Annotated in this window: 23 protein-coding genes; 17 read left to right on the top strand and 6 right to left on the bottom strand. The window is 36.8% G+C overall.

The window, feature by feature from the left end:
• Positions 1-35: 35 nt before the first annotated feature.
• Entirely contained in the window at positions 36-602 is a 567-nt protein-coding gene (locus tag AC4BBX_RS05715; protein ID WP_490455481.1) for a CYTH domain-containing protein, read from the bottom strand.
• Between the two features lie 204 nt (positions 603-806).
• Here AC4BBX_RS05715 and yjbM point away from each other — a divergent pair, with 204 nt between their 5' ends.
• Genes yjbM through mgtE form a run of 4 tightly spaced genes read left to right on the top strand, consistent with a single transcriptional unit; the run spans position 807 to position 4565 of the window.
• Entirely contained in the window at positions 807-1481 is a 675-nt protein-coding gene (yjbM, locus tag AC4BBX_RS05710) for a GTP diphosphokinase (RefSeq protein ID WP_490455480.1), read from the top strand.
• A complete protein-coding gene (locus tag AC4BBX_RS05705; protein WP_490455479.1) occupies positions 1478-2284 on the top strand; it encodes an NAD kinase in 807 nt (268 codons plus the stop codon). The genes yjbM and AC4BBX_RS05705 overlap by 4 nt, the downstream gene beginning before the upstream one ends.
• Before the next feature lie 5 nt (positions 2285-2289).
• The gene (locus AC4BBX_RS05700; RefSeq protein ID WP_490455770.1) at positions 2290-3192 is read left to right on the top strand and encodes an RluA family pseudouridine synthase; all 903 of its coding nucleotides are present in this window, start codon (positions 2290-2292) and stop codon (positions 3190-3192) included.
• Between the two features lie 5 nt (positions 3193-3197).
• A complete protein-coding gene (gene mgtE / locus AC4BBX_RS05695; RefSeq protein ID WP_490455478.1) occupies positions 3198-4565 on the top strand; it encodes a magnesium transporter in 1368 nt (455 codons plus the stop codon).
• Positions 4566-4971: 406 nt separating this feature from the next.
• Here the strand turns inward: mgtE and AC4BBX_RS05690 are convergent, their stop codons facing one another.
• Positions 4972-5409, bottom strand: coding sequence for a hypothetical protein (locus AC4BBX_RS05690; RefSeq protein WP_490455477.1), 438 nt, complete (start codon positions 5407-5409; stop codon positions 4972-4974).
• A gap of 183 nt (positions 5410-5592) precedes the next feature.
• Positions 5593-6231: a copper homeostasis protein CutC gene (locus AC4BBX_RS05685; protein WP_490455476.1), complete on the bottom strand. Its 639-nt coding sequence runs from the start codon at positions 6229-6231 to the stop codon at positions 5593-5595.
• Between the two features lie 85 nt (positions 6232-6316).
• On the opposite strand from AC4BBX_RS05685, the gene AC4BBX_RS05680 reads away from it, so the two are divergent.
• From AC4BBX_RS05680 to recD2, 4 genes are all read left to right on the top strand, one after another.
• Entirely contained in the window at positions 6317-7159 is an 843-nt protein-coding gene (locus AC4BBX_RS05680) for a putative RNA methyltransferase (RefSeq protein WP_490455475.1), read from the top strand.
• 350 nt (positions 7160-7509) lie between these two features.
• Positions 7510-8013, top strand: a complete 504-nt coding sequence (trmL, locus tag AC4BBX_RS05675; RefSeq protein ID WP_490455474.1) for a tRNA (uridine(34)/cytosine(34)/5-carboxymethylaminomethyluridine(34)-2'-O)-methyltransferase TrmL — start codon at positions 7510-7512, stop codon at positions 8011-8013.
• 13 nt (positions 8014-8026) lie between these two features.
• Positions 8027-8653, top strand: coding sequence for a histidine phosphatase family protein (locus AC4BBX_RS05670; protein ID WP_490455473.1), 627 nt, complete (start codon positions 8027-8029; stop codon positions 8651-8653).
• 30 nt (positions 8654-8683) lie between these two features.
• Entirely contained in the window at positions 8684-11206 is a 2523-nt protein-coding gene (recD2, locus tag AC4BBX_RS05665; RefSeq protein WP_490455472.1) for an SF1B family DNA helicase RecD2, read from the top strand.
• A 70-nt stretch (positions 11207-11276) separates the two neighbouring features.
• Here the strand turns inward: recD2 and AC4BBX_RS05660 are convergent, their stop codons facing one another.
• Positions 11277-12233, bottom strand: coding sequence for a diacylglycerol/lipid kinase family protein (locus AC4BBX_RS05660; RefSeq protein WP_490455471.1), 957 nt, complete (start codon positions 12231-12233; stop codon positions 11277-11279).
• A 1516-nt stretch (positions 12234-13749) separates the two neighbouring features.
• Here AC4BBX_RS05660 and AC4BBX_RS05655 point away from each other — a divergent pair.
• Positions 13750-14019, top strand: a complete 270-nt coding sequence (locus tag AC4BBX_RS05655) for a hypothetical protein (protein ID WP_490455470.1) — start codon at positions 13750-13752, stop codon at positions 14017-14019.
• A 99-nt stretch (positions 14020-14118) separates the two neighbouring features.
• Here AC4BBX_RS05655 and AC4BBX_RS05650 read toward each other — a convergent pair whose 3' ends face one another.
• Positions 14119-14613 (bottom strand): QueT transporter family protein, encoded by a 495-nt coding sequence (locus AC4BBX_RS05650; RefSeq protein WP_490455469.1) that lies wholly within the window; start codon positions 14611-14613, stop codon positions 14119-14121.
• Between the two features lie 185 nt (positions 14614-14798).
• Between AC4BBX_RS05650 and AC4BBX_RS05645 the strand changes: the two genes are divergently transcribed.
• Positions 14799-15710 carry a ketopantoate reductase family protein gene (locus AC4BBX_RS05645; protein ID WP_490455468.1) on the top strand — a complete coding sequence of 304 codons (912 nt, stop codon included), beginning with the start codon at positions 14799-14801 and terminating at the stop codon, positions 15708-15710.
• 90 nt (positions 15711-15800) lie between these two features.
• Here the strand turns inward: AC4BBX_RS05645 and cbpA are convergent, their stop codons facing one another.
• Positions 15801-16433: a cyclic di-AMP binding protein CbpA gene (gene cbpA / locus AC4BBX_RS05640; protein ID WP_490455467.1), complete on the bottom strand. Its 633-nt coding sequence runs from the start codon at positions 16431-16433 to the stop codon at positions 15801-15803.
• A gap of 164 nt (positions 16434-16597) precedes the next feature.
• Here cbpA and rpmG point away from each other — a divergent pair, with 164 nt between their 5' ends.
• The 7 genes from rpmG (at position 16598) to sdaAA (ending at position 21231) form a co-directional block, all read left to right on the top strand.
• The gene (gene rpmG, locus AC4BBX_RS05635; protein ID WP_490455466.1) at positions 16598-16750 is read left to right on the top strand and encodes a 50S ribosomal protein L33; all 153 of its coding nucleotides are present in this window, start codon (positions 16598-16600) and stop codon (positions 16748-16750) included.
• Positions 16751-16796: 46 nt separating this feature from the next.
• Positions 16797-16967 (top strand): preprotein translocase subunit SecE, encoded by a 171-nt coding sequence (gene secE, locus AC4BBX_RS05630; protein WP_490455465.1) that lies wholly within the window; start codon positions 16797-16799, stop codon positions 16965-16967.
• Positions 16968-17133: 166 nt separating this feature from the next.
• Positions 17134-17679, top strand: a complete 546-nt coding sequence (gene nusG, locus AC4BBX_RS05625; protein ID WP_490455464.1) for a transcription termination/antitermination protein NusG — start codon at positions 17134-17136, stop codon at positions 17677-17679.
• Positions 17680-18721: 1042 nt separating this feature from the next.
• Complete coding sequence (locus AC4BBX_RS05620; RefSeq protein ID WP_490455463.1) at positions 18722-18922, top strand: hypothetical protein; 201 nt, start codon at positions 18722-18724, stop codon at positions 18920-18922.
• 15 nt (positions 18923-18937) lie between these two features.
• Positions 18938-19582: a zinc-binding metallopeptidase family protein gene (locus tag AC4BBX_RS05615; protein ID WP_490455462.1), complete on the top strand. Its 645-nt coding sequence runs from the start codon at positions 18938-18940 to the stop codon at positions 19580-19582.
• Between the two features lie 50 nt (positions 19583-19632).
• Positions 19633-20298, top strand: coding sequence for an L-serine ammonia-lyase, iron-sulfur-dependent subunit beta (gene sdaAB / locus AC4BBX_RS05610; protein WP_490455461.1), 666 nt, complete (start codon positions 19633-19635; stop codon positions 20296-20298).
• A 60-nt stretch (positions 20299-20358) separates the two neighbouring features.
• Positions 20359-21231 carry an L-serine ammonia-lyase, iron-sulfur-dependent, subunit alpha gene (sdaAA, locus tag AC4BBX_RS05605; protein ID WP_490455460.1) on the top strand — a complete coding sequence of 291 codons (873 nt, stop codon included), beginning with the start codon at positions 20359-20361 and terminating at the stop codon, positions 21229-21231.
• Positions 21232-21281: the final 50 nt, after the last annotated feature.

Below are 21281 nucleotides of genomic sequence, written 5' to 3'. Positions count from 1 at the left end.
TCAGAAGTGTGGGAAAAAATAAAATGAAAACCTTTTTATTTTGTTTGAATTGCACGCACAATTTTGTTTTTTGCTGGACTATAAGGAATATTGAATTGATTCAGGTAGGATTCAAAGGCAATTTTTCCTTTCTGATGGTCGTTGACTTCCAATTCTAATTCGTAATCATGTTGCTGATTATACCAACTTTCATCTAATGCCAACAGACCTTCATTAATTGGAAATTCGGCTCTTTTAGTTGTTAATTCAGCGATGACTGCTAATTTTTCAGGGACAACACCTAAGTCTAATAATGCTTGATAAACTTCTTTTTTTGGGATACTTTGGCTCGCGATATAATTTTGGCATTCTTCTAAGGTCAATGGGTCGGTCGTTTCCAATAGTCCAACCTTTTGAGGTGTTTTCAGCGTGATTTCACCATAATCTGCATATTGGCGAATGCGTAATCCACATTTTAATGTTTGTAAATCATGAGTGGGTGTATCAAAGTAGACATTGGTTTGAGTATGAAAGGCCTCCTCATTTAGTTGGTAATATTCACAAAGTTCTTGGTATTTTTCAGCAGATAATAAGCTTTTAAATTCAATTTCGACTTGTTTCATGACTTTCAGCTCCTTGTTTAATCATTAGGTAAAGTTACCTAAATTTAATTAGTAACAGTTGTCATTCTTTCTATTAACTCTGTTGTATCTTAAAGGACACTTTTCGTCAACTTTTTAGGAAAACTAATGAGCAATACTAAAGCTTTTGGTAGACTTATGTTAAAATGAAAAGTGAATGTTAGCTGAAGAAATGAGGGATTGTAGATGGATAAAGATTGGGATAGTTTTTTAGCCCCTTATGAGCAAACAGTAGCAGAACTAAAAGTAAAATTACGAGGAATTCGTAAACAATTTCGTGAAACCAACCAACATGTACCGATTGAGTTTGTTACTGGTCGAGTGAAACCAGTAGAGAGCATTTTAGCGAAATCTAAATTAAGGAATATTCCCGTTGAGCGTTTAGAAAATGAAATGTCGGATATTGCTGGACTCAGAATTATGTGCCAATTTGTGGAGGATATTCATGAAGTGGTTCGTTTGTTACGTAGTCGCAAAGATATGAAAGTGATTATTGAACGGGATTATGTGACCAACAATAAAGTCAGTGGCTACCGTTCTTACCATTTAGTGATAGAGTATCCAGTGCAGTTGGTTTCAGGTGAAAAGAAAATTTTGGCTGAGATTCAAATTCGAACCTTGGCGATGAATTTTTGGGCAACGATTGAGCATTCGTTGAACTACAAATATCAGGGAGATTTCCCGCAAGAAATTGGTGACCGTTTGAAAAAAGCGGCTGAGGCTGCCTATCAATTGGATGAAGAAATGTCTCAAATTAGAGGTGAAATTCAAGAAGCACAACATTTATTTTCTCATGGGAAGGGTGCTTCGATAGCTACAAATTTCCAACGAATCGTTGAATGGAAGGATGAAAGTAAATGAATAACTTAAAAGTTGCGGTCATCCACAGTCATGTGCCAAAATCCTTGGAGGCGGCAGAAAAACTCTATCATTTATTAGAAGCAAGTGGACATAAAATTGATCGTGATTCACCGGATATTGTAATTTCAATCGGTGGCGATGGTACGTTGTTATCGGCCTTTCATTTGTATAATCATAAGTTGGATCAAATTCGTTTTCTAGGCGTCCATACAGGACATTTAGGATTTTACACAGATTGGCGAGACTACGAATTAGAAGAATTAGTCAATTCTTTGTGTTCGGATCCTGGGAAAAGTGTCAGCTATCCTTTGTTAGATGTTCGAATTAAGTATAGTAATGGCAAACCAGATAAACATTTTTTAGCTTTAAATGAATCAACAATTAAACGTGGCAACCGAACAATGGTGGCGGATGTGTCGATTAAGGGGGAACTTTTTGAGCGCTTTAGAGGAGATGGCTTGTCTGTTTCCACACCAACTGGATCGACAGCTTACAATAAAAGTGTTGGGGGAGCGGTTCTCCATCCAAGTATCAATGCCTTTCAATTGGCAGAAATAGCTTCTTTGAATAACCGAGTTTTTCGAACATTAGGTTCACCAGTGATTGTCGCTAAAGAAGAATGGCTAGAAATTAAACTGCAAAAAAGTGCAGATTATCAAGTAACCATCGATCAATTTAATATTCAACAGGATGAAATTGAATCCATCGAATATAAAATTGCCGAGGAAAGAATTCATTTTGCGTCTTATCGACACATGCACTTTTGGCACCGTGTCAGAGATGCCTTTATTGGAGAAGTTTAGGAATGATGGAGTTTAGTTATGAGTATCAAAAAAGTACTTCTCAGCAAGTGAAGTACTTTTTAAAGGAACAAGGAATTTCAAAAGGGCTATTGGCAAAAATTAAGTTTCAAGGAGGCAAAATTTTTGTCAATGAGTCTATTCAGAATGTATTGTATGAATTGAAAGCACAAGATATTGTCAAAATTATGATTCCTGACGAAGGGGAACATGAGACGTTATTATTAGATGAAACACCGATTGAGATTGTGTACGAGGACGATCATTTATTAGTGGTCAATAAACCGGCTGGTATTTCTTCAATCCCAGCACAGTACCATCCTAATAAAACGATGGCAAATCGTGTCAAAGCTTATTACAAACGACAAGGTTACGCAAATCAAGTTGTTCATGTGGTGACTCGTTTGGATAGAGACACGTCAGGTTTGATGTTGTTTGCCAAACACGGTTTTGCCCATGCCAAATTAGATGTACAATTAAGAGAAAAAACATTGATTAAAAAGTATCAAGCCTTGCTTTCTGGTGAGGTAGGGATACTTGAAGAACATGGCCGAATTGAGTTACCAATTGGTCGTGATATGACGTCGATTATTAAACGAATGGTGTCCACAGAAGGACGCATGGCGGATACAGAATATTGGTTAGAAAAACGAACCGATGAGTTAGCGCTAGTTGATATTCAACTACATACTGGGCGAACCCATCAAATTCGTGTGCATTTTTCAGCAATTGGTTGTCCACTGGTTGGCGATGATATGTATGGGGGAATAATGGATTTACCTTTATTAAGACAAGCGTTACATTGTTACCAACTACATTTTAGACATCCTTTTACGAAAGAATGGTTAGATTTAACTTGTGAATTACCACAGGATATGAAAGAGATGAAGCAGATAATTGAAGCGGGGTGAGAAGATTGGATGAAACACTAGAATTAGAAGAATGTTTTGAACAATTAAAAAAGGACTTGGATGAGGGGAATCTCCAGGATTTTAGAGAAACTTTTTTAGATATTCATACCTATGAACAAGGACAGTTTTACCAATCTTTAACCGAAGAACAACGATTGCGTTTGTATACGTACCTTTCTCCAAAAGAACTTGGGGATATGTTTGATGTCATTGAAGAAGACAACGAATTTATGAAAGATTATCTTTCAGAAATGCGTCCAAGTTATGCCGCAGAAATGTTGTCTGAAATGTATACCGATAATGCGGTCGATTTGTTGAATACATTGGATAAAAAACAAGTGGCTCGGTATTTGAGTTTAATGAATCCAGAAGATGCCGATGAACTGCGTGTCATGCTACACTATGAAGACGACACGGCGGGATCAATCATGGCGACAGAATTTGTTTCCATTGTGGCCAATCAAACCGTTCGCTCGGCAATGTATGTTTTAAAAAATGAAGCCAAATCCGCAGAAACGATTTATTATATTTATGTTGTAGATAATGAAGAACGTCTAGTAGGTGTGCTTTCATTAAGAGATTTGATTGTTGCTTCAGATGATACAATGATTGCAGATATTATGAGTGAACGCGTAATTTCGGTTCACGTGGAAGATGATCAAGAAGACATTGCACAAACTTTCCGTGATTATGATTTCCTAGCTTTGCCGGTTACTGATTATGAAGGCCGACTATTAGGGATTGTAACCGTCGATGACATCATTGACGTTATCGATGAAGAAGCTGTAAGTGACTACTCTGGTTTGGCCGGGGTTAACGTTGACGAAGTGGATGAACATCCCTTTAAAGCAGCGGCAAAACGTTTGCCGTGGTTGATTACTTTATTATTTTTAGGAATGGCAACTGCCACATTAATCAGTCACTACGAAGATTTAGTGAGCGAAGCCAGCGTCTTAGCAATTTTTATTCCTTTGATTACCGGAACAGCCGGTAATGCGGGTACCCAATCCTTGGCCGTAGCCGTTCGCCGACTAGCCGTCAGTGATGAAAAAAAAGCCAGTAGTTTCTTTATGACAGTTGTCGGAGAAGTTTTAACTGGCTTAGTGACCGGAGCAATTACCGGTCTGACTATCTTTGGAATTGTAGCCGTTTGGCAAGGCAATCCAATTTTAGGCTTTGTAATTGGAATGGCGATGATGGTAGCAATTACAGTAGCCAATTTAGCCGGAAGCTTAATCCCTATGTTGATGGATAAAATAGGCTTTGATCCAGCCGTAGCCAGTGGACCTTTTATTACCACTTTAAGTGATTTAACCAGTGTCTTGATTTATTTTAATATCGCCCGCATGTTTATGATCCATTTTATCGGGTAAGTATAAAGGATAGAAAACCTAGTTGATAGGTTTTCTATCCTTTTTTGTTGTGTTTAGTTTTGATTTAGTGAGAGGAGGGGAGGGGGTTGTTAGGGGAAGTTGTCAGTGGGGAGCTCCACTGTTCGAAAAAAGGAGAAATTCAGACAGTAGGGTAAGCCACCTTTAAAAAAATCGAAAAAAGTAGCCCGCTCCTTTTCGTTGACTGCACCAGGGGAACTGATAGCGACACCTGTGATTGGTTCTTCGTAACTGGTAATAATTCATTTCATTTTTTCTTGTATCTCATTAAAGTTATTTGGGGTTACAAATTGGTTCACATGGCTCAACTGTTCCTCTTTAAATAAACATATTTTCCAATATCAAAAAGGCAATTGTCATTTTAAAAACTCCTTGGCATATATTATTTTTAGCGAGCAAGATACTCATCCAATTCTTCTCTCATATCTTTTGGCATAGTAGAAGGAATTGGTATGACTTTTGCTTCAATGATTCTTGTGGCAAAAGCAATAATAAACGCCACACTTTGATTAAATGATGGGATACTCAAGTAATCTAAGACATCTTTTTTAGAATGAATCGTTGGACCATAAAAAAATTCAGCTTCTAAACTATCAGTGATTCCCGCCATTCTCACACCTGTGATTTCAAAAGAACAGACTTCTGGTTCAGTAATCTCTAGTGTGGCGCTTACAACTTCGGGAAATTCAATTTCAAAAGGTTCTATTTGAAGGTCCTTACAATATTTTTGCGCTATTTTTTTAATAAATTGCGCAGCTTTAAATTCTTGCTTGCTACCTGCAACTCGTTCTACAGAGAATTGATTGAGTAAAACAAAATTTTTCATTCGTTAAACTCCTTGCGTTATTTGATACTTCTAGTATAAAAAGAACGCTTTTTATCAACAATATGTATTTTAAGGATGAGCAGTGTAATATCTACAAATTTAAATAAAAAGTGGACAATCAGTAGCAGTTAAAGGGCTGGAGATTGTCCGCTTTCATTAGTAATAGTTTGTTTTAATTAATAGTTAGCTTAATGGAACAATTTTTGTTCCATGTACTTCGGTTACATCCAATGCAGTAGCAACTTCCCCAGCATTTTCATGCGTAATTCCACCACCAGGAAGAATCCCAATTCGATCCCCTGCATATTCCACTAACTCTTTTAAATAATCTAGGTTTTCAGTAATCGGTGTTTCGGCTGTTCCACCGTGGGTTAGAATTCTAGTCACGCCCTGTTCTGCTAACCAGTCGATCGCTTCGAGTTGACGTTCTTTAGGAATTGCATCAAACGCCATGTGGAAAGTTATTTGCAAACCCTCTGCATTATCAATTAACATCTCTAAGGCGTCTTCGTCCAACCAATTATTTGGGGTTAAACAACCGAAAACAACCCCGTCTGTACCCAGTTTTTTTGCTTCAATTAAATCCGTGTGCATCATGCGCAATTCGATATCATTATAGATAAAATCTCCACCACGAGGACGAATCATCGTCATCACTGGGATGCCTTTTTCCCCTGCATAACTCAGTGCCTCTTCAATCACACCTGTACTTGGAGTAGTCCCACCAACCGCCAAGTTATCACAAAGTTCAATTCGGCCCGCTCCATTGGCAATTGCATGGGGTAGTTGTGTGTAATTTTCTGCACAAAATTCTTTAATCATTTTTGTAAGCCTACCTTTTCAGTTTATATATAGCATTTTAACATAAGAATATGCTAAAGTAGTGAAAGAAAGATGAGGGAATCACATGTTAAAAAAAATTGATCGCAGCGCTATATTTCTAAAAGAAAACGCCGCTTTATTTCAATGTCCTTTGTGCCATCAACCGATAACTGCACTTGAAAAAGGGATCATATGCCAAAATAATCATCGTTTTGACCTTTCGAAAAAAGGTACTTTGTATTTTTTGGATCATCAAATTAAAACCGAATATGACAATGAAATGTTCGCCCATCGTGGCAATATGATTAAAAGTGGGATGTATCAGCCTTTAATTGACAAACTTGCTAGTTATTGTGAACAGCAAGAAGTGCTAGATGTTGGCTGTGGAGAGGGAAGTTTTTTGAATGCGATTGCTGAAAAAACAACTCTAACAAATGGAATTGGTTTTGATATTTCTAAAGAAGGTGTCTATTTGGCAACCAATCAACCAGCTGATTTATTTTGGTGCGTTGCTGACTTAACCAACTTACCTTTTTCCGAGGAATCATTTTCAACGATTTTGAATATCTTTTCTCCTTCAAATTACCAAGAATTTGAACGAATTCTAAAAGAGAAGGGACAAATTATCAAAGTAGTACCTGGGGCGAATTATTTAAAAGAATTGCGAGCTGCTTTTTACCCAGATGATGAAAGCAAACAAAGTTATTCGAATCAACAAGTTATTGAGAAATTCCAACAGGTTTATCCAGAGTCTCAAAGAGAGCGTTTGACCTACGTTTTTGACATTCCCGAAAAAAATCGACTCTCATTATTAGAGATGTCTCCACTTGAATGGGGTGTGTCACCAGAAAGAAAAGCAGAACTCCAAAAAAATCCACTCAAACAAATAACCATTGATTTGGATATTTTGATTGCTAAAAGAATGTGAAGAAATTTTGATTTTTTTAAGTTTTAACGCTTGCAATCATCACATAGGAATGATATATTAATTTCAAGTCGTTTTTCATTGGTTTTTATCAGCATCCTGTTCTGATAAAAGTTAGTGAAGAGAGCTTCACTAACGTAACTACTCGCAGTGCTAGACACCGAGGAGTTACGTTTTTTTTTTTGTAAACGTGAGTAGAAAGCTTTATTTCATGAGCTATCTACTTTTTTATTTATTTAAAGACCAAGAAAGTAACAATGAGTATTAATTATTCAAGAATTAGAAGATGGCAAAATAAAGAAAATTGCGTTATCATAGTAAAGGAAAAAAACATCGAGAAAAGAGGATTTTTTGTGAACCATATTGTCTTATTTGAACCACAAATTCCAGCGAATACTGGGAATATTGCACGTACTTGTGCAGCGACCAATTCGCCGTTACATTTAATTGAACCATTAGGATTTTCAACAGACGACAAGCAATTGAAGCGTGCAGGTCTAGATTATTGGCACGATGTGAATATTACTTATCATAAAAATTTGTCTGATTTTTTAGCAAGTATTGGCGACCAACCCTTACATTTGATTTCAAAATTTGCCAACAAGGTCTATAGCGATGAAAATTTTGCAGATGGACGAGACCATTATTTTATTTTTGGAAAAGAAACAACGGGCTTGCCTGAAGAATTTATGCGAGAAAATGCAGAGAAATGTTTGCGTATTCCGATGAATGATGAACATGTTCGTTCGTTAAATTTATCTAATACGGCAGCGATGATTGCTTATGAAGCTTTACGTCAACAAGGATTCCCTGATTTAGAGCTAACACATCATTACGAAAACGATAAAATCGATTAAAGGAGTTAAATAATTGAAACTTTATTTTACTAGACACGGAAAAACAGAATGGAATGAAGCCGGTCGCTTTCAAGGAATGCACGGAGATTCTCCCTTGTTGCCAAGGAGTTATAAAGAAATTCAATTATTAGGAAATCATCTAAAGGAAATTCCTTTTCAAGCGATTTATGCTAGTACTCAAAAGCGTGCCCGAGTGACGGCGGAAGAGATTAGTAAAAAACTTTCTCGACCTGTAGATATTTTCTTGGATCAGGATTTGCGAGAAATGGGTTATGGTGACTTAGAGGGAAAAAGCATTGTCGAAAGTTACAAGCTGTATGAACAAGCCTTAACTAATCGTCAACATCATCTACATCTCTATGATCCTTCTGAATTTAAAGGAGAGGCGACGGATATAATGTTGCGTCGCATGATGAAATCTATTCAACAAGCGGTTTCCAAACATGATGGACCGCTTTTGTTTGTTGGACATGGAAGTTCAATGACAGCAGCGATTCAATATTTATTAGGAAAAGAATTGGCTGATTTGCGCTCAATGGGGGGCTTAGCCAATAATAGTTTAACGATCTTGGAAACTAGAGACAAAAGTTTACCTTACGACTTAGTCAAATGGAATTGTCTTGATTTTTTAACTGAGTAAAACAAAAAGACAAGGAAAGGGGGGAGAAGTGTGTTTCCAGAGCAATTATTTGTTTCAGGCGAGTTGGTCCATATTATTTTTCAAAGTCCAAGCACTTTTTATAAGGTCTTAAGTGTTAAGGTCCAAGAAACGAATACCGACTTTAAAGAAGAGGAAATGAAAATTACAGGAAGTTTTGGTGATATTCAAGAAGGCGAAAGCTATCGGTTCTTTGGACAGATGGGGAGTCATGCGAAGTATGGCGAGCAGTTTAACTGTGAGACGTATCAAAAAGAACAACCAACGTCAGAAAATGGAATTATTAATTATTTATCCAGTGAAAAATTTCCAGGAATTGGGAAAAAGACTGCTGAAAAAATTGTTGATTTATTGGGAGAATCAGCGATTGATCGGATGTTGGAAGATCCAAGTCTTTTAAAGCAAATACCCACATTAACTGAAAAAAAACAACAAATGATGTTAGAAACCATTCGTTTAAATTACGGCATGGATCAAATTATTGTTGGTTTGGGACGTTATGGTTTTGGAAGTAAATTATCATTTGATATTTATCAAATGTACAAGAGTGAAGCTTTGGAAATCATTGAAGAAAATCCCTACCAATTAGTTGAAGATATCGAAGGAATTGGCTTAAAAAAAGCCGATGATATTGCTGAAAGAATTGGTATTGGAGCCACTTCCCCCAAACGAATGAGAGCAGCTATTTTACATCAGATATTTGCCCATTCAGCTAATTCTGGTGATACTTTTATTCCAGCGAAAATTTTATTGAGTCAAACGATTGATTTATTGGAAACGAGTCGTCCAGTTGAAATCCGTCCAGATCAACTTGCTGATGTGATGATTGAGTTGGTTGAAGAGGGCAAGATTCAACAAGAAGGCACAAATCTTTATGAAAATAGTTTATATTTTGCGGAATGGGGAATTGCGACTTCTATTCAACGTTTGATGCAACGGAAAAAAGAAATCAATTATCCAGAAAAGCAAGTCGATAAAGTGATTCGCAAGATTGAAAAAAAATTAGGGATACTTTATGGAGACTCTCAAGAAGTTGCTATTCGTGAAGCTATTCGTTCGCCGTTTTTTATTTTAACTGGTGGACCTGGGACCGGAAAAACAACAATTATTAACGGGATTGTCCAATTATTTGCGGAGTTAAATGAAGTGGACTTAGATCCGAGTAAATATACTGATGAAACTTTTCCAATTTTATTAGCCGCTCCCACGGGTCGAGCAGCCAAACGTATGAATGAAACGACGGGCTTACCCAGTGGTACAATTCATCGTCTACTTGGTTTGAATGGACGAGAAAAAAGTGTGGCGATGTCACCCAAAGAATTAGAGGGTGGCTTGTTAATTGTCGATGAAATGTCGATGGTGGATACTTGGTTAGCCAATACTTTGTTAAAAGCTATTTCTACAAATATGCAAATTATTTTTGTAGGGGATAAAGATCAGCTACCTTCTGTCGGTCCAGGACAAGTCTTGCATGATTTATTGAGTATTGAGGAAATTCCTAAACAAGAGTTAACGAAAATTTATCGTCAAGGCAATGATTCCACCATTATTTCCTTGGCTCATGAGATTAAAAATGGTCATTTACCTAAAGATTTTTTACAAAAACAAAGCGACCGTTCCTTTATTCCAAGGAATGAACAAACCGTACAAGCTGGTATAAGGCAGGTTGCTCAAAAAGCGAAAGAATCTGGATTTACCGCCCAAGATATTCAAGTGTTATCTCCAATGTATCGCGGACCTGGTGGGGTCAATGAATTAAACAAAACGATGCAAGAGATTTTTAATCCGAATCCGATGGGGACCAACAAAGAGGTTGTCGGCAAGGATGAAGTCTATCGAATTGGGGATAAAGTCCTACAATTAGTCAATTCACCAGAAGAAAATGTTTTTAATGGTGACATGGGGATGATTGTTGGTATTATTTATGCCAAGGATTCTGAGGACAAACAAGATGAATTGGTGATTCAATTTGATGCCAATGAAGTCACTTATAAACGAAGCGAATGGCATCAAATTACCTTGGCTTATTGTTGTACGATTCATAAGGCACAAGGGAGCGAATTTCGAATGGTTTTAATGCCGATGTTAAGTTATCATCGGCGAATGTTACAACGGAATTTACTTTATACAGCCATCACACGAAGTAAAGAAAAACTGATTTTATTTGGTGAACCGAATGCTTATCAACAGTGTGTAGAACAAGAATCGAATTTACGAAACACGACTTTGCAACAACGAATCTTAGGTGTGGATCAGCTTTCTCTCAGTCAAAAAGAAAAAATTGATCAGTTTGAAGAAGCCGAGGAAGCATTTGAAGCAGAAACAACGGATAGCATGCAAGAGGCTATTTCTGAGAAAAAAGTCGAAAAAACAGTCGAGGAAGAAACCCAAACCTCCTTGTTTTCAGAAGAAATCATTGAGAACAATGACCTTCCAGATTATTTGACTGTTGAAATGGTTAAAAACAGTTTGATAGATCCGATGATTGGGATGGAAAATGTATCACCTTATGATTTTCAATTAAGTGGAAAATAACAAATATCCGAATGATAGAAAGTAGCTTCCTTCTAATGAAGTAGCTCTTTTATCATTCGGATATTTGTATTTACAACCAAAATAATTGCTGATCCATGGCATAGACAATGTCGTAGGCACCATCACCTAATTCCTCACCATCGGCTTGAGCAAATTGAGCAGTGGTGGAAACAATTCGTAATTTGTTTGTTTCAATTTGATGGAAGTATTTTGATTTCTCTTGTTTTTTTTGTAAAAGTAATAAGATTAACCACAAAATTTTATAAAGTGGAATTCTTTCGACAACAATGAAATTCATTTTCTTTTGAGCAATATTTGCCGAGGGTGCGATTGCTACGCCACCACCAAAATAGGGGTGGTTATTGGCAGTACACAAGAAAGCTTTATCATAATTAAATTTTTTTCCATTAGCTTCGACTAAGATTGGAAATCCTTTTTGTTTAAATAAAACCGACAAAACGGTGGCAATATAAGACAAAGAACCTAAATTAAATTTGCGCAGTTTTTCTTTGGTGACGGATTGATTAACGCGATTGACTATCGCAGCATCCAAACCAATACCGATATTATTAACACTAATTCCTTTTTGCTCACTAACCTGTTCATTATAAGTTAAGATGTTAATCGCTTGAGGTTTTTGTGTTTTAAACATTTGCCAAAAAGCTTTTTCTGGCTCTCTAGACAGACCGACTCCTCTGGCAAAATCATTTCCTGAACCAGCTGGTATATAAGCGATAGGCAGTTCTTTTTGCATTTTTTTAAGTTGGCTAATAATCTGATGTAAAGTGCCATCACCACCAATTACTAATAAAAGTGGATAAGTATCTGTATTCTCGTCTTCCCAAGGAATCAGAACGTCCTCGGCTAATTCTTCAACAAGCTCTAGTTCATGATTAGGATACTCTGTGAAATAAGTTGTATAGGGAAAGTTATTTTTATTAAGAAGATGGATAATTTTCTGGCTGGCTTTTTTACCATTTCCGCCACCAGCAGCTTGATTTATCAATACATGATAATGAAATTTCATTGTTAAAATTCTCCCGATTTTTTTACTGATTGCTATTATAACATGGAACGAATTGAAGTGCGAAAAAAGAAATTTTCATTAGTATATGGAAATAAACGCATTAAAAGAAGTTTACTCGTGGTTCTTAAAGAACAAAAAAATTTGGACAAAAAAATAGAATCCGATGAGAGAGGTTTTCAAAAATCTACAGTTGTTTCATAGATTAAGTGTGATGCACATTAGAAGGTTCTTATGTCCACTTCTGTCTGTGTAAACTCATCGGATTCTTATTCAATTAGTAAGGAGATTCTCAAATTCCCACTTCCTTTACGGTTTTTCTAAGATTCACAACAATTCTTTTTGAGTAGCTCCTACTTCGGCTACCTTACTGGGAATTCCTATGACCCCTTACACTTATTTTATACCATACTTCCACATTAATTGCAAGCGTTTTCATTCAGAGGATAATTTTTTTATTGTGTTGGAGTTACTATTCACAGTTACTTTTTTAATCCATAGGCTACACTACACAACGAAGTCTGCTTTTGTCGACCGTGGGACCAACTGGAGCCTTTAGTCTCCAGTCTGTCAAGCTTCAAACTGTCACTATTCGCTGCGCTAAGTGACAGTAATTCACATTGACTCCTTTTCACGGTGACAGCGCAGCTTTCGTTGTTCCGTTACGCTAGATAGCTTTCAACATTTCTGTAGGTTAAATAGGTGATTACGTACATTAAAAATAATGACAGAAATGAGTTCAATAGGTACCGCTTATCAATCAACCTACAGCGTAAACGTTGAGAGAGGCTTGTGTTGTCGCCACGTCAAGAATTCAATGTGAACAACGCACAGTTGCCAATTGATTGGTTACTGTGCGTGAGAAGCTTGAAAGCTCCAAGACTACAGGCTTGGAGCGGTTCCGGGCTGACCTAAGCAAGCCTCTCTCACAGTGAAGCATCAAGTTTGCTGTGAATAGTAACATGTTGGAAACTTCCAGAACAAAGCTCCAAAATTTTTTTGTTGTGCGAGATTGCTACGAGCCTATTGTCAGAGTCTCTTAGGCTGTTGACGTTCAACGCTGACTAAGTGCTAGTCGCACTAGGTCAGTGTAATTCACTCAGATCTTTAGCTCACGACAAGAAACTTTCTCCTTGTGTTCCTCCAGTCTCTGTTACTACCTCTCTTTTAAATCAGCTGCTAGTTTATAAAATTAAAACGAATAAATGACAAAAATTGGAAGTCCAGTTGTGAAAAAAACTTATCGCAAGGTAGTAATAAGGATGAATTACATATTGTAGAAAGTAGTAATTTTTTACTTACTTTATAATATGTTTGAACGCCGAAAACTTTGAGACTCCTCAAATTAATCATGGGAGTCTCAAAGCGGTTTCTTGCAAGAAGTTTCTTTTTTGAACGATAGGACTGGAAGTTTTTATTTACATGTTTAACTAAAAAATAACAATCAAATGAGCGAATTAATTACGAAACTTATAAGATTCTGTTATAATCCTCTTATGTTTAGGAGGATGCTAACTTTATGAAGTATTACCATTTCATTGGCTTATCAAGTATTTTATTTGCTATACAGTTTCTTTTACAGAATGTGTTAGAATTTGAACTGTTTTATTTTCTTAGAAAAACCTTTTTTATATTGCAAGCTATTTTATTTGTAAGTTATAGCTTTTCGATGTTTATGTATACTTTAAGACGACGTAATCAACAACGTAAGTTTCAACAGAAAAAAACTTCCAGTGAGAATAATACAGTTAGAAAAAAATCCGATGCAGTTTACTTAAAAGCTAGTTAATTATTTAGAGACGGGGATAAACAAAATCCACGGCTAAAATTTTATATTAATAAATGAAAAAATCCTCGAGAAGTTAGGCTTCTCGGGGATTTTTGTCAATTATACTTTTTCTGCAAAGTTAATTTTACTATCGATATAGTACATAACTGGTGCAGAGATGGTCATAATAATTAGTTCACTCAAGGCAGTTGTTCCATAAGTTGGCCAGAAAGGAAGATCTGCCGTGATATTCAGCATAATCGCAATCATAAACATACTTGCTGTAAAGAACAAGATGTTTAAGCCCATACGAACTTTCACATTTTTCACACGATCATGCAAGAAAGCTGTAGCTGCCAGTGCTAAAAGTGTTTGTGCTCCTCCGAAAACGACATCGAGAATACCAAAACCAAAAAATAAATTGAAGATGACTACTCCGCCAATGACGCCCCACATTAACTTACGATTGAAGACGACTAAGTGATTTAAGCTTTCTGATAGTCTAAATTGAATGGCTCCTGATGAAAAAGGGAGTACCAGACTTAAAACAACATATAAGCCCATGATAATTGCGTTTGCTACCAGTGTTCGTAGCGAATTGTTTTTGTTTTCCATATTTAATACCTTCTTTCTCCGAGTTTTGATTACGCGGGATGGTTGATGAACCGCGGAGTGTAAAATGGACACTTCATTTTACAACAGCTATCATTTTAGGTTTCTTAGGGGAGAAAGTCAATAGAAATAATAGTTTTCTCAGAGTAAATTATTGAGTATACTACTAAAAAGGGGGCAAAGACAATATGAAAATTAAAAAGGTACGGTTAATTGGTTTAGGCGCTTTAGGGGCAATGTTCAGTCAAAAAATCCAAGAAAATTTCAAAGGAGATTTTCGAGTGATTTTAGATTCAGAACGAATGGAACGTTATAAAAAAGAAGGCATCTATATCAATGGGAAAGCCTGCGATTTTGATTATATGACACCAGAGGAAGAATCAGAACCGGTAGACGTGGTAATTATTGGTACAAAATATAGTGGATTGAATGCGGCCATTGAATCAGTAAAAAAAATCGTTGGGCCTAATACAATGATTTTTACACTATTAAATGGCATTATCAGTGAACGACTTTTAGCTGAGGCTTTTGGCAAAGAAAAAGTCATTTATTGTGTGGCGCAAGGCATGGATGCCGTTCGTGAAGGCAATCAAATTGATTATCAAACGATGGGGATTTTACGGGTAGGAGAAGAAAACCAAGCACCAACTCCTAGAGTAAAAGCGTTGACTGACTTTTTTGATAGTGTTGGGATCGCTTATGAAACACCTGCGGATATGCATGTAAAAATGTGGAGTAAATTTATGTTTAATTGTGGAGTGAATCAAGCTTCTTTGGTTTTTGATACGGACTATGGTGGTTTGCAGAGTGAAGGAGCTAGTCGTGAAGCAATGTTGGGTGCCATGAAAGAAGTATTAGCAGTAGCAAAAGCAGAAAACATTCCACTAGATGAATCAGAGATAGACTACTGGATACCTGTTCTAAATACTTTGCGTGCCGAGGGGACACCTTCGATGAAACAAGATGCAGATGCAAAACGTTATTCTGAAGTGATGTTATTCTCAGGAACTTTGCGACAAATAGCAAAAAAACATCAAATTGCTATCCCGATTAACGAAGATTTTTATCAACACATTCAAGAATTAGAAGCAACTTATTAGAAAAAGGCTACGACATAAGCTAAGAGTAAAATATCTGAACGAATAAAGTTGGGATATTCTACTTACGCTTATGTTGTAGCCTCTTTTTTATTAATTTAACTCTTCAATTTCAACGACTTTATAATGTTTGTTCTCTAGTTGAGCAATCACTTTGTCACGTAATTCTTCGGTTGTTCCTTTTGGCAAAGTAATTAATGTCCGACGAATAAATTCATCTTTACCGACATCTAAAGTAATACAGCTGGCAATATTTGTAAGTTTAGCAATGATTTTAGTGATAGTCGCTAAATCGCCTTGATTTCCAGTAGAAGCAACCGTTAAAACATAACTTCCTGTATCGATGTTCCAAGATTGAGCCAACATATTTAATAATGAGCTGTGAGTCAAAATTCCGTAAAATTGATTGTTTTCATCTAAAACTGCGATGTAGGGTAATTCTTTGATTGAAAAGAAGACATTAAAGAAAGAGTCTCTCGCATGAATAAATTTTGTGGCATTTTTTAGCAGATGCGTTACAGGTAACGTCATATCACCACCGTTAGATTTATGACGGTAAATATGCATTTTATAGATATTTCCGCGGAATATTTTCGATGATTCATCTAGAATAGGAACACAACGAAAACCAGATTCTTCTAAAATAGCTAACGCTTCTTCCAGCGTATTTGTTTCTTTAACAGTAGTTAAATCTTTTTTCTTATAAACCATGGTTTTTAGTAACATATATTTACTCCCCCAAATGTATAAAATTTAATATTTATTTCGGTAATTCTATAATAACATAAAATATCGTAAAACTGACTAGGGAATTGACAGGTTTCTAAAATCATGGTAACGTAACTTCATATGAAATAAATGGAATCTAGATTCCATCAGGGGGCAAAGAAATGGCTGTTAAAAAAGCTGCTTTGGCTTGTTCTGTGTGTGGTTCACGTAACTACTCAAAATCAGTGAGCGAAGGAAAAAAAGGCGAACGTTTAGAAATAAATAAATTCTGTAAATACTGTAATCAATATACATTACATAGAGAGACTAAATAAAAGTCTCACTCTGAATGAATGAACGACTCTTAAAGGAGGATCTCCCATGAAATTTATCGCAAGTGTAAAAGATGAAATGAAAAAAGTAACTTGGCCGAGTGGCAAACAATTGCGTCGTGATGTTATCGTTGTTATTGAAACGTCATTGATTTTTGCAGCTTTATTTTATTTGATGGATACAGGAATTCAAACTGTATTTAACTGGATTTTAAAATAAGCTCTAAATCTCGGACTAGCGAAATCACCTAAATGGTGCTATAATAACCTTGTGGAAAAAACTTCGGGCAGACTGAGGTTTTTTTATTATTCTTAAAATGTAAAAAAAAGGCCGAATCTCGCCTTGAATGAAGAGATTCAATTTAATGAATAGAGGAGACAAAAGAATGGAGTCTTTTGAAAAAAGTTGGTATGTCCTACATACGTATTCTGGCTATGAAAATCGTGTAAAAGCAAATATTGAATCTCGTGCTCAAAGCATGGGAATGGGTGATTTTATTTTCCGTGTTGTTGTACCAGAAGAGACAGAAACAGAAGTAAAAAATGGGAAAGAAAAAGAAATCGTGCATAAAACATTCCCAGGTTATGTATTAGTGGAAATGACAATGACAGATGAGTCTTGGTATGTTGTTCGTAATACTCCTGGAGTAACTGGATTTGTCGGTTCTCATGGTGCAGGAAGCAAACCAGCACCACTATTACAAGATGAAATCAACTCTATTTTACGTTCACTAGGTATGAGTACTCGTACAGTAGAATTAAAAGTAGAAGTTGGTGAAACAGTTAAAATCATCGAAGGTGCTTTTTCTGGTCTTGAAGGCCAAGTGACTGAAGTAGACGGTGAGAAAGAAAAACTGAAAGTAAATATCGATATGTTTGGTCGTGAAACAAGTACTGAACTAGATTTCGAACAAGTTGACAAAATTGATTAATAAACTTTTTAAAGAGATAGAACGCTGGATTTTTAGCGGGCTGTCTCTTTTTTTTAGTATAAGTTTTCAAAGGGATAAAGTTCATAGTATTGCACCAAAACTGGTAGAAAAAGGTGCAAAGTGCCAAGTATTGCACCAAAACTAGTGGAAAAAGGTGCAAAGTGCCGAGTATTGCACCAAAACTAGTGGAAAAAGGTGCAAAGTGCCGAGTATTGCACCAAAATCGGTGAAAAAAGGTGCAAAGCGCTGAGTATTGCACCAAAACTGGTAGAAAAAGGTGCAAAGTGCCAAGTATTGCACCAAAACTAGTGGAAAAAGGTGCAAAGTGCCGAGTATTGCACCAAAACTGGTATAAAAAGGTGCAAAGCGCTGAGTATTGCACCAAAATCGGTAGAAAAAGGTGCAAAGCGCTGAGTATTGCACCAAAACTGGTAGAAAAAGGTGCAAAGTGCCGAGTATTGCACCAAAATCGGTGAAGAAAGGTGCAAAGTGCCGAGTATTGCACCAAAACTGGTAGAAAAAGGTGCAAAGTGCCAAGTATTGCACCAAAACTAGTGGAAAAAGGTGCAAAGTGCCGAGTATTGCACCAAAATCGGTGAAAAAAGGTGTAAAGCGCTGAATATTGCTGAGTTATGTACTAAAAAACGGCAAAAACAGTGCTAAATGGACGAAAATCGCCAAAAATCATCCCGAACAATAAGAAAAAGAGGACCAAACAGTATAGTTGTGTCTCTCCATATCCAAAAGTGTTTGGCTGAAATTAAAGTGTAAACAATTTTCGGAGCTTTGTTCTGGATGTTTCACATACTATGGCAATGAAAAGAAGATGATTTTCAGAAAAATCAGAAGTTTTCAATAGAATTTAAGCTTTCTATTGAAGAATAACAAAAATGTCATTAGATAACTTAACTTTCTTCGTAAAAAATCTTTTTTGCAGTAATTCAATTATTTTCTTGTATAATAGTAGAAGATTAAAATTTAAGGGAGTATATTTTTGGAAGAAAATGATCTTTGAATAAACTAAAAAAACGGGTAGGGTCAGATGGAAGAAAAACAAAGGATTTTTGCAATGATCGATGCAAAAGCGAAAAAATTTACAGATGCTGCAGATGAAATTTGGGAAACTCCTGAGACGCGTTTTGCAGTGGAACAATCGGTGCAACCTTTTTATCGTATATTAGAAGAAGGCTTTTCAATTGAAAAAGGTGTGGCTCATATGGAGCATGCTTTTGTTGCAACTTAAGGAAGTGGTAAGCCAGTGATTGGTATTTTAGCAGAATATGATGCCTTGGCAAACTTAAGTCAGGTGGCAGCTTTGATGACTGAGACAGAATTGATGATAGAATTCGACTCAGCATGTTATAATTTCCTGCCGAACCATGTAACAACTTCTGCCATGTATGAAAATTTAACAGCCTATGGTTCTCTGGATTTAACAGATGAGGAACAAGCTTATGGCAGTCGTTATTTCGAAACGTTAACATCGGAAGCTAAGGAAGGTTTAATTAACCGTGCAGCCGCAATTGGTCACTCACTTTCTGAAGAAGAAATTCAGCATTTAGGTACGTTGCCGATTTCTGAGCAGGTTGCTCCACTAGTCTTTTCGGATGCAACAAATGGTTCGACAGATGTAGGTGATGTAAGTTGGATTTGTCCAACTGCACAAGTTTTAATTGGCTGTGAACCTCAAGGAACACCGCCATATTCATGGCAATGGGTAGCTAACGGAAAATTAGAGATTGCTCACAAGGGTCTCTTGTCAGCAGGAAAAATGATTGCTACAACGGCATATGACTTGTTAACTCAGCCAGAATTAGTAGAACAAGCAAAATTAGAACATCAAAAAACTTTAGGAAAACAAACGTATCGTTCAGCGATTCCAACGGATGTTTTTCCTAAGTAATTCTTGTTGCAAATAGCAACAAATATATAAAAAGTGAATGAGGAATGAAGATGGATCAATTAAAATATCGGAGTGTTTTTGACATTATTGGACCAGTAATGGTTGGCCCAAGTAGCTCTCATACAGCAGGAGCTGCTAGAATTGGGAAAGTTGTCCGCAAAATTTTTGGGGAACAACCTGATACAGTAGATATTTATCTCTACGAATCTTTTGCCAAAACCTATCGCGGACATGGAACCGATATTGCTTTGGTTGCAGGACTTTTGGGCATGGAACCAGATGATCCACGTTTGCCAGACTCTTTAAAAATTGCCCATGAAAATGGCATGGAAGTTTTGTTTGTTCCAAAACAAGAAAAAGCAGAACATCCCAATATGGTGCAATTAAAAATTACTAAAGGTGACCGAAAATTAACGGTGACTGGTAAATCAATCGGTGGTGGAAATATTCAAATTTCCGAACTGAATGGCTTTAAACTTTCGCTTTCATTAGGTGTGCCGACGTTTATTATTGTGCACCAAGACGTGCCTGGAATGATTGCAAAAGTGAGTAATTTACTTTCAGATGCTAACATTAATATTAGTACAATGACGGTTACTCGTGAGTCCAAAGGGGAAAAAGCCATTATGATTATTGAAGTAGATGATCGTAACGCAGAGATTTTGGAACAGATTAATACATTGGATTCTATCCATAGTGCTTCTTATTTTGGATAAATACGAATGTTACTCAATGTTTTTATAAAGGCTTGAATTCCTTAGAATGAGGTGGAAATAATGTTTTATTCAATAGAAGAATTGGTTCAACAGACTGAAGAATATTCCTCAGTTTCTGAATTAATGATTGCGACAGAAATCGAATTGACTGGGCGAACACGAGAACAGATTTTCGAATTGATGGAACGCAATTTACAAGTAATGGAGCGCTCAGTGGAAGACGGGATTGCAGGAGTCACTTCTGTAACTGGTCTGACAGGTGGAGATTCTCCTAAAATGAATGATTATATTGCAGCGGGGGACTTTTTAAGTGGAAAAACGATCTTAAATGCGGTTCGGAATGCAATTGCTGTAAATGAAGTCAATGCAAAAATGGGCTTGATTTGTGCCACGCCAACCGCCGGAAGTGCCGGAGTCGTTCCCGGTGTGTTGATGGCTTGTCGTGAAACTTTAAATCTATCACGAGAAGAACAGCTAGACTTTTTATTTACCGCTGGAGCTTTTGGGCTAGTGATGGCAAACAATGCGTCAATTTCTGGTGCAGAAGGTGGTTGCCAAGCCGAAGTAGGTTCGGCTAGTGCGATGGCATCAGCGGCGTTAGTTGCAGCTAAGGGCGGCAGTGCTTACCAATCCGCTCAAGCGGTTGCCATTACCCTAAAGAATATGATGGGATTAATTTGTGATCCAGTGGCCGGTCTAGTGGAAGTACCTTGTGTGAAACGTAATGCTCTAGGTTCTTCACAAGCCTTCATTTCTGCTGATATGGCATTGGCAGGTATTTCTAGTGTGATTCCACCGGATGAAGTAGTCGAAGCGATGTATCAAGTAGGACGTCAAATGCCCGCGATATTCCGTGAAACAGCAGAAGGTGGCTTAGCCGTTACCCCAACAGCCAAACGCTTAACTAAAGAAATTTTAGCTAAACAATCGTAAATAGTAGAACTGATCTTCTTAGCGAAGGTCAGTTTTTTGATTGGTGATGG

The organism is Enterococcus sp. AMC1157 (assembly GCF_058216555.1).
This window is presented reverse-complemented; position numbering and strand designations above follow the sequence as displayed.

Excerpts from the sequence above, each read along its gene's own strand:
- AC4BBX_RS05620 (WP_490455463.1), top strand. The coding sequence starts at position 18,722 with ATGGAAGAAAAACAAAGGATTTTTGCAATGATCGATGCAAAAGCGAAA.
- cbpA (WP_490455467.1), bottom strand. The coding sequence starts at position 16,433 with ATGTTACTAAAAACCATGGTTTATAAGAAAAAAGATTTAACTACTGTT.
- AC4BBX_RS05715 (WP_490455481.1), bottom strand. The coding sequence starts at position 602 with ATGAAACAAGTCGAAATTGAATTTAAAAGCTTATTATCTGCTGAAAAA.
- secE (WP_490455465.1), top strand. The coding sequence starts at position 16,797 with ATGAAATTTATCGCAAGTGTAAAAGATGAAATGAAAAAAGTAACTTGG.
- AC4BBX_RS05690 (WP_490455477.1), bottom strand. The coding sequence starts at position 5,409 with ATGAAAAATTTTGTTTTACTCAATCAATTCTCTGTAGAACGAGTTGCA.
- AC4BBX_RS05705 (WP_490455479.1), top strand. The coding sequence starts at position 1,478 with ATGAATAACTTAAAAGTTGCGGTCATCCACAGTCATGTGCCAAAATCC.
- AC4BBX_RS05685 (WP_490455476.1), bottom strand. The coding sequence starts at position 6,231 with ATGATTAAAGAATTTTGTGCAGAAAATTACACACAACTACCCCATGCA.
- AC4BBX_RS05655 (WP_490455470.1), top strand. The coding sequence starts at position 13,750 with ATGAAGTATTACCATTTCATTGGCTTATCAAGTATTTTATTTGCTATA.
- AC4BBX_RS05650 (WP_490455469.1), bottom strand. The coding sequence starts at position 14,613 with ATGGAAAACAAAAACAATTCGCTACGAACACTGGTAGCAAACGCAATT.
- AC4BBX_RS05680 (WP_490455475.1), top strand. The coding sequence starts at position 6,317 with ATGTTAAAAAAAATTGATCGCAGCGCTATATTTCTAAAAGAAAACGCC.
- AC4BBX_RS05660 (WP_490455471.1), bottom strand. The coding sequence starts at position 12,233 with ATGAAATTTCATTATCATGTATTGATAAATCAAGCTGCTGGTGGCGGA.
- nusG (WP_490455464.1), top strand. The coding sequence starts at position 17,134 with ATGGAGTCTTTTGAAAAAAGTTGGTATGTCCTACATACGTATTCTGGC.
- rpmG (WP_490455466.1), top strand. The coding sequence starts at position 16,598 with ATGGCTGTTAAAAAAGCTGCTTTGGCTTGTTCTGTGTGTGGTTCACGT.
- AC4BBX_RS05700 (WP_490455770.1), top strand. The coding sequence starts at position 2,290 with ATGGAGTTTAGTTATGAGTATCAAAAAAGTACTTCTCAGCAAGTGAAG.
- sdaAB (WP_490455461.1), top strand. The coding sequence starts at position 19,633 with ATGGATCAATTAAAATATCGGAGTGTTTTTGACATTATTGGACCAGTA.
- AC4BBX_RS05645 (WP_490455468.1), top strand. The coding sequence starts at position 14,799 with ATGAAAATTAAAAAGGTACGGTTAATTGGTTTAGGCGCTTTAGGGGCA.
- yjbM (WP_490455480.1), top strand. The coding sequence starts at position 807 with ATGGATAAAGATTGGGATAGTTTTTTAGCCCCTTATGAGCAAACAGTA.
- sdaAA (WP_490455460.1), top strand. The coding sequence starts at position 20,359 with ATGTTTTATTCAATAGAAGAATTGGTTCAACAGACTGAAGAATATTCC.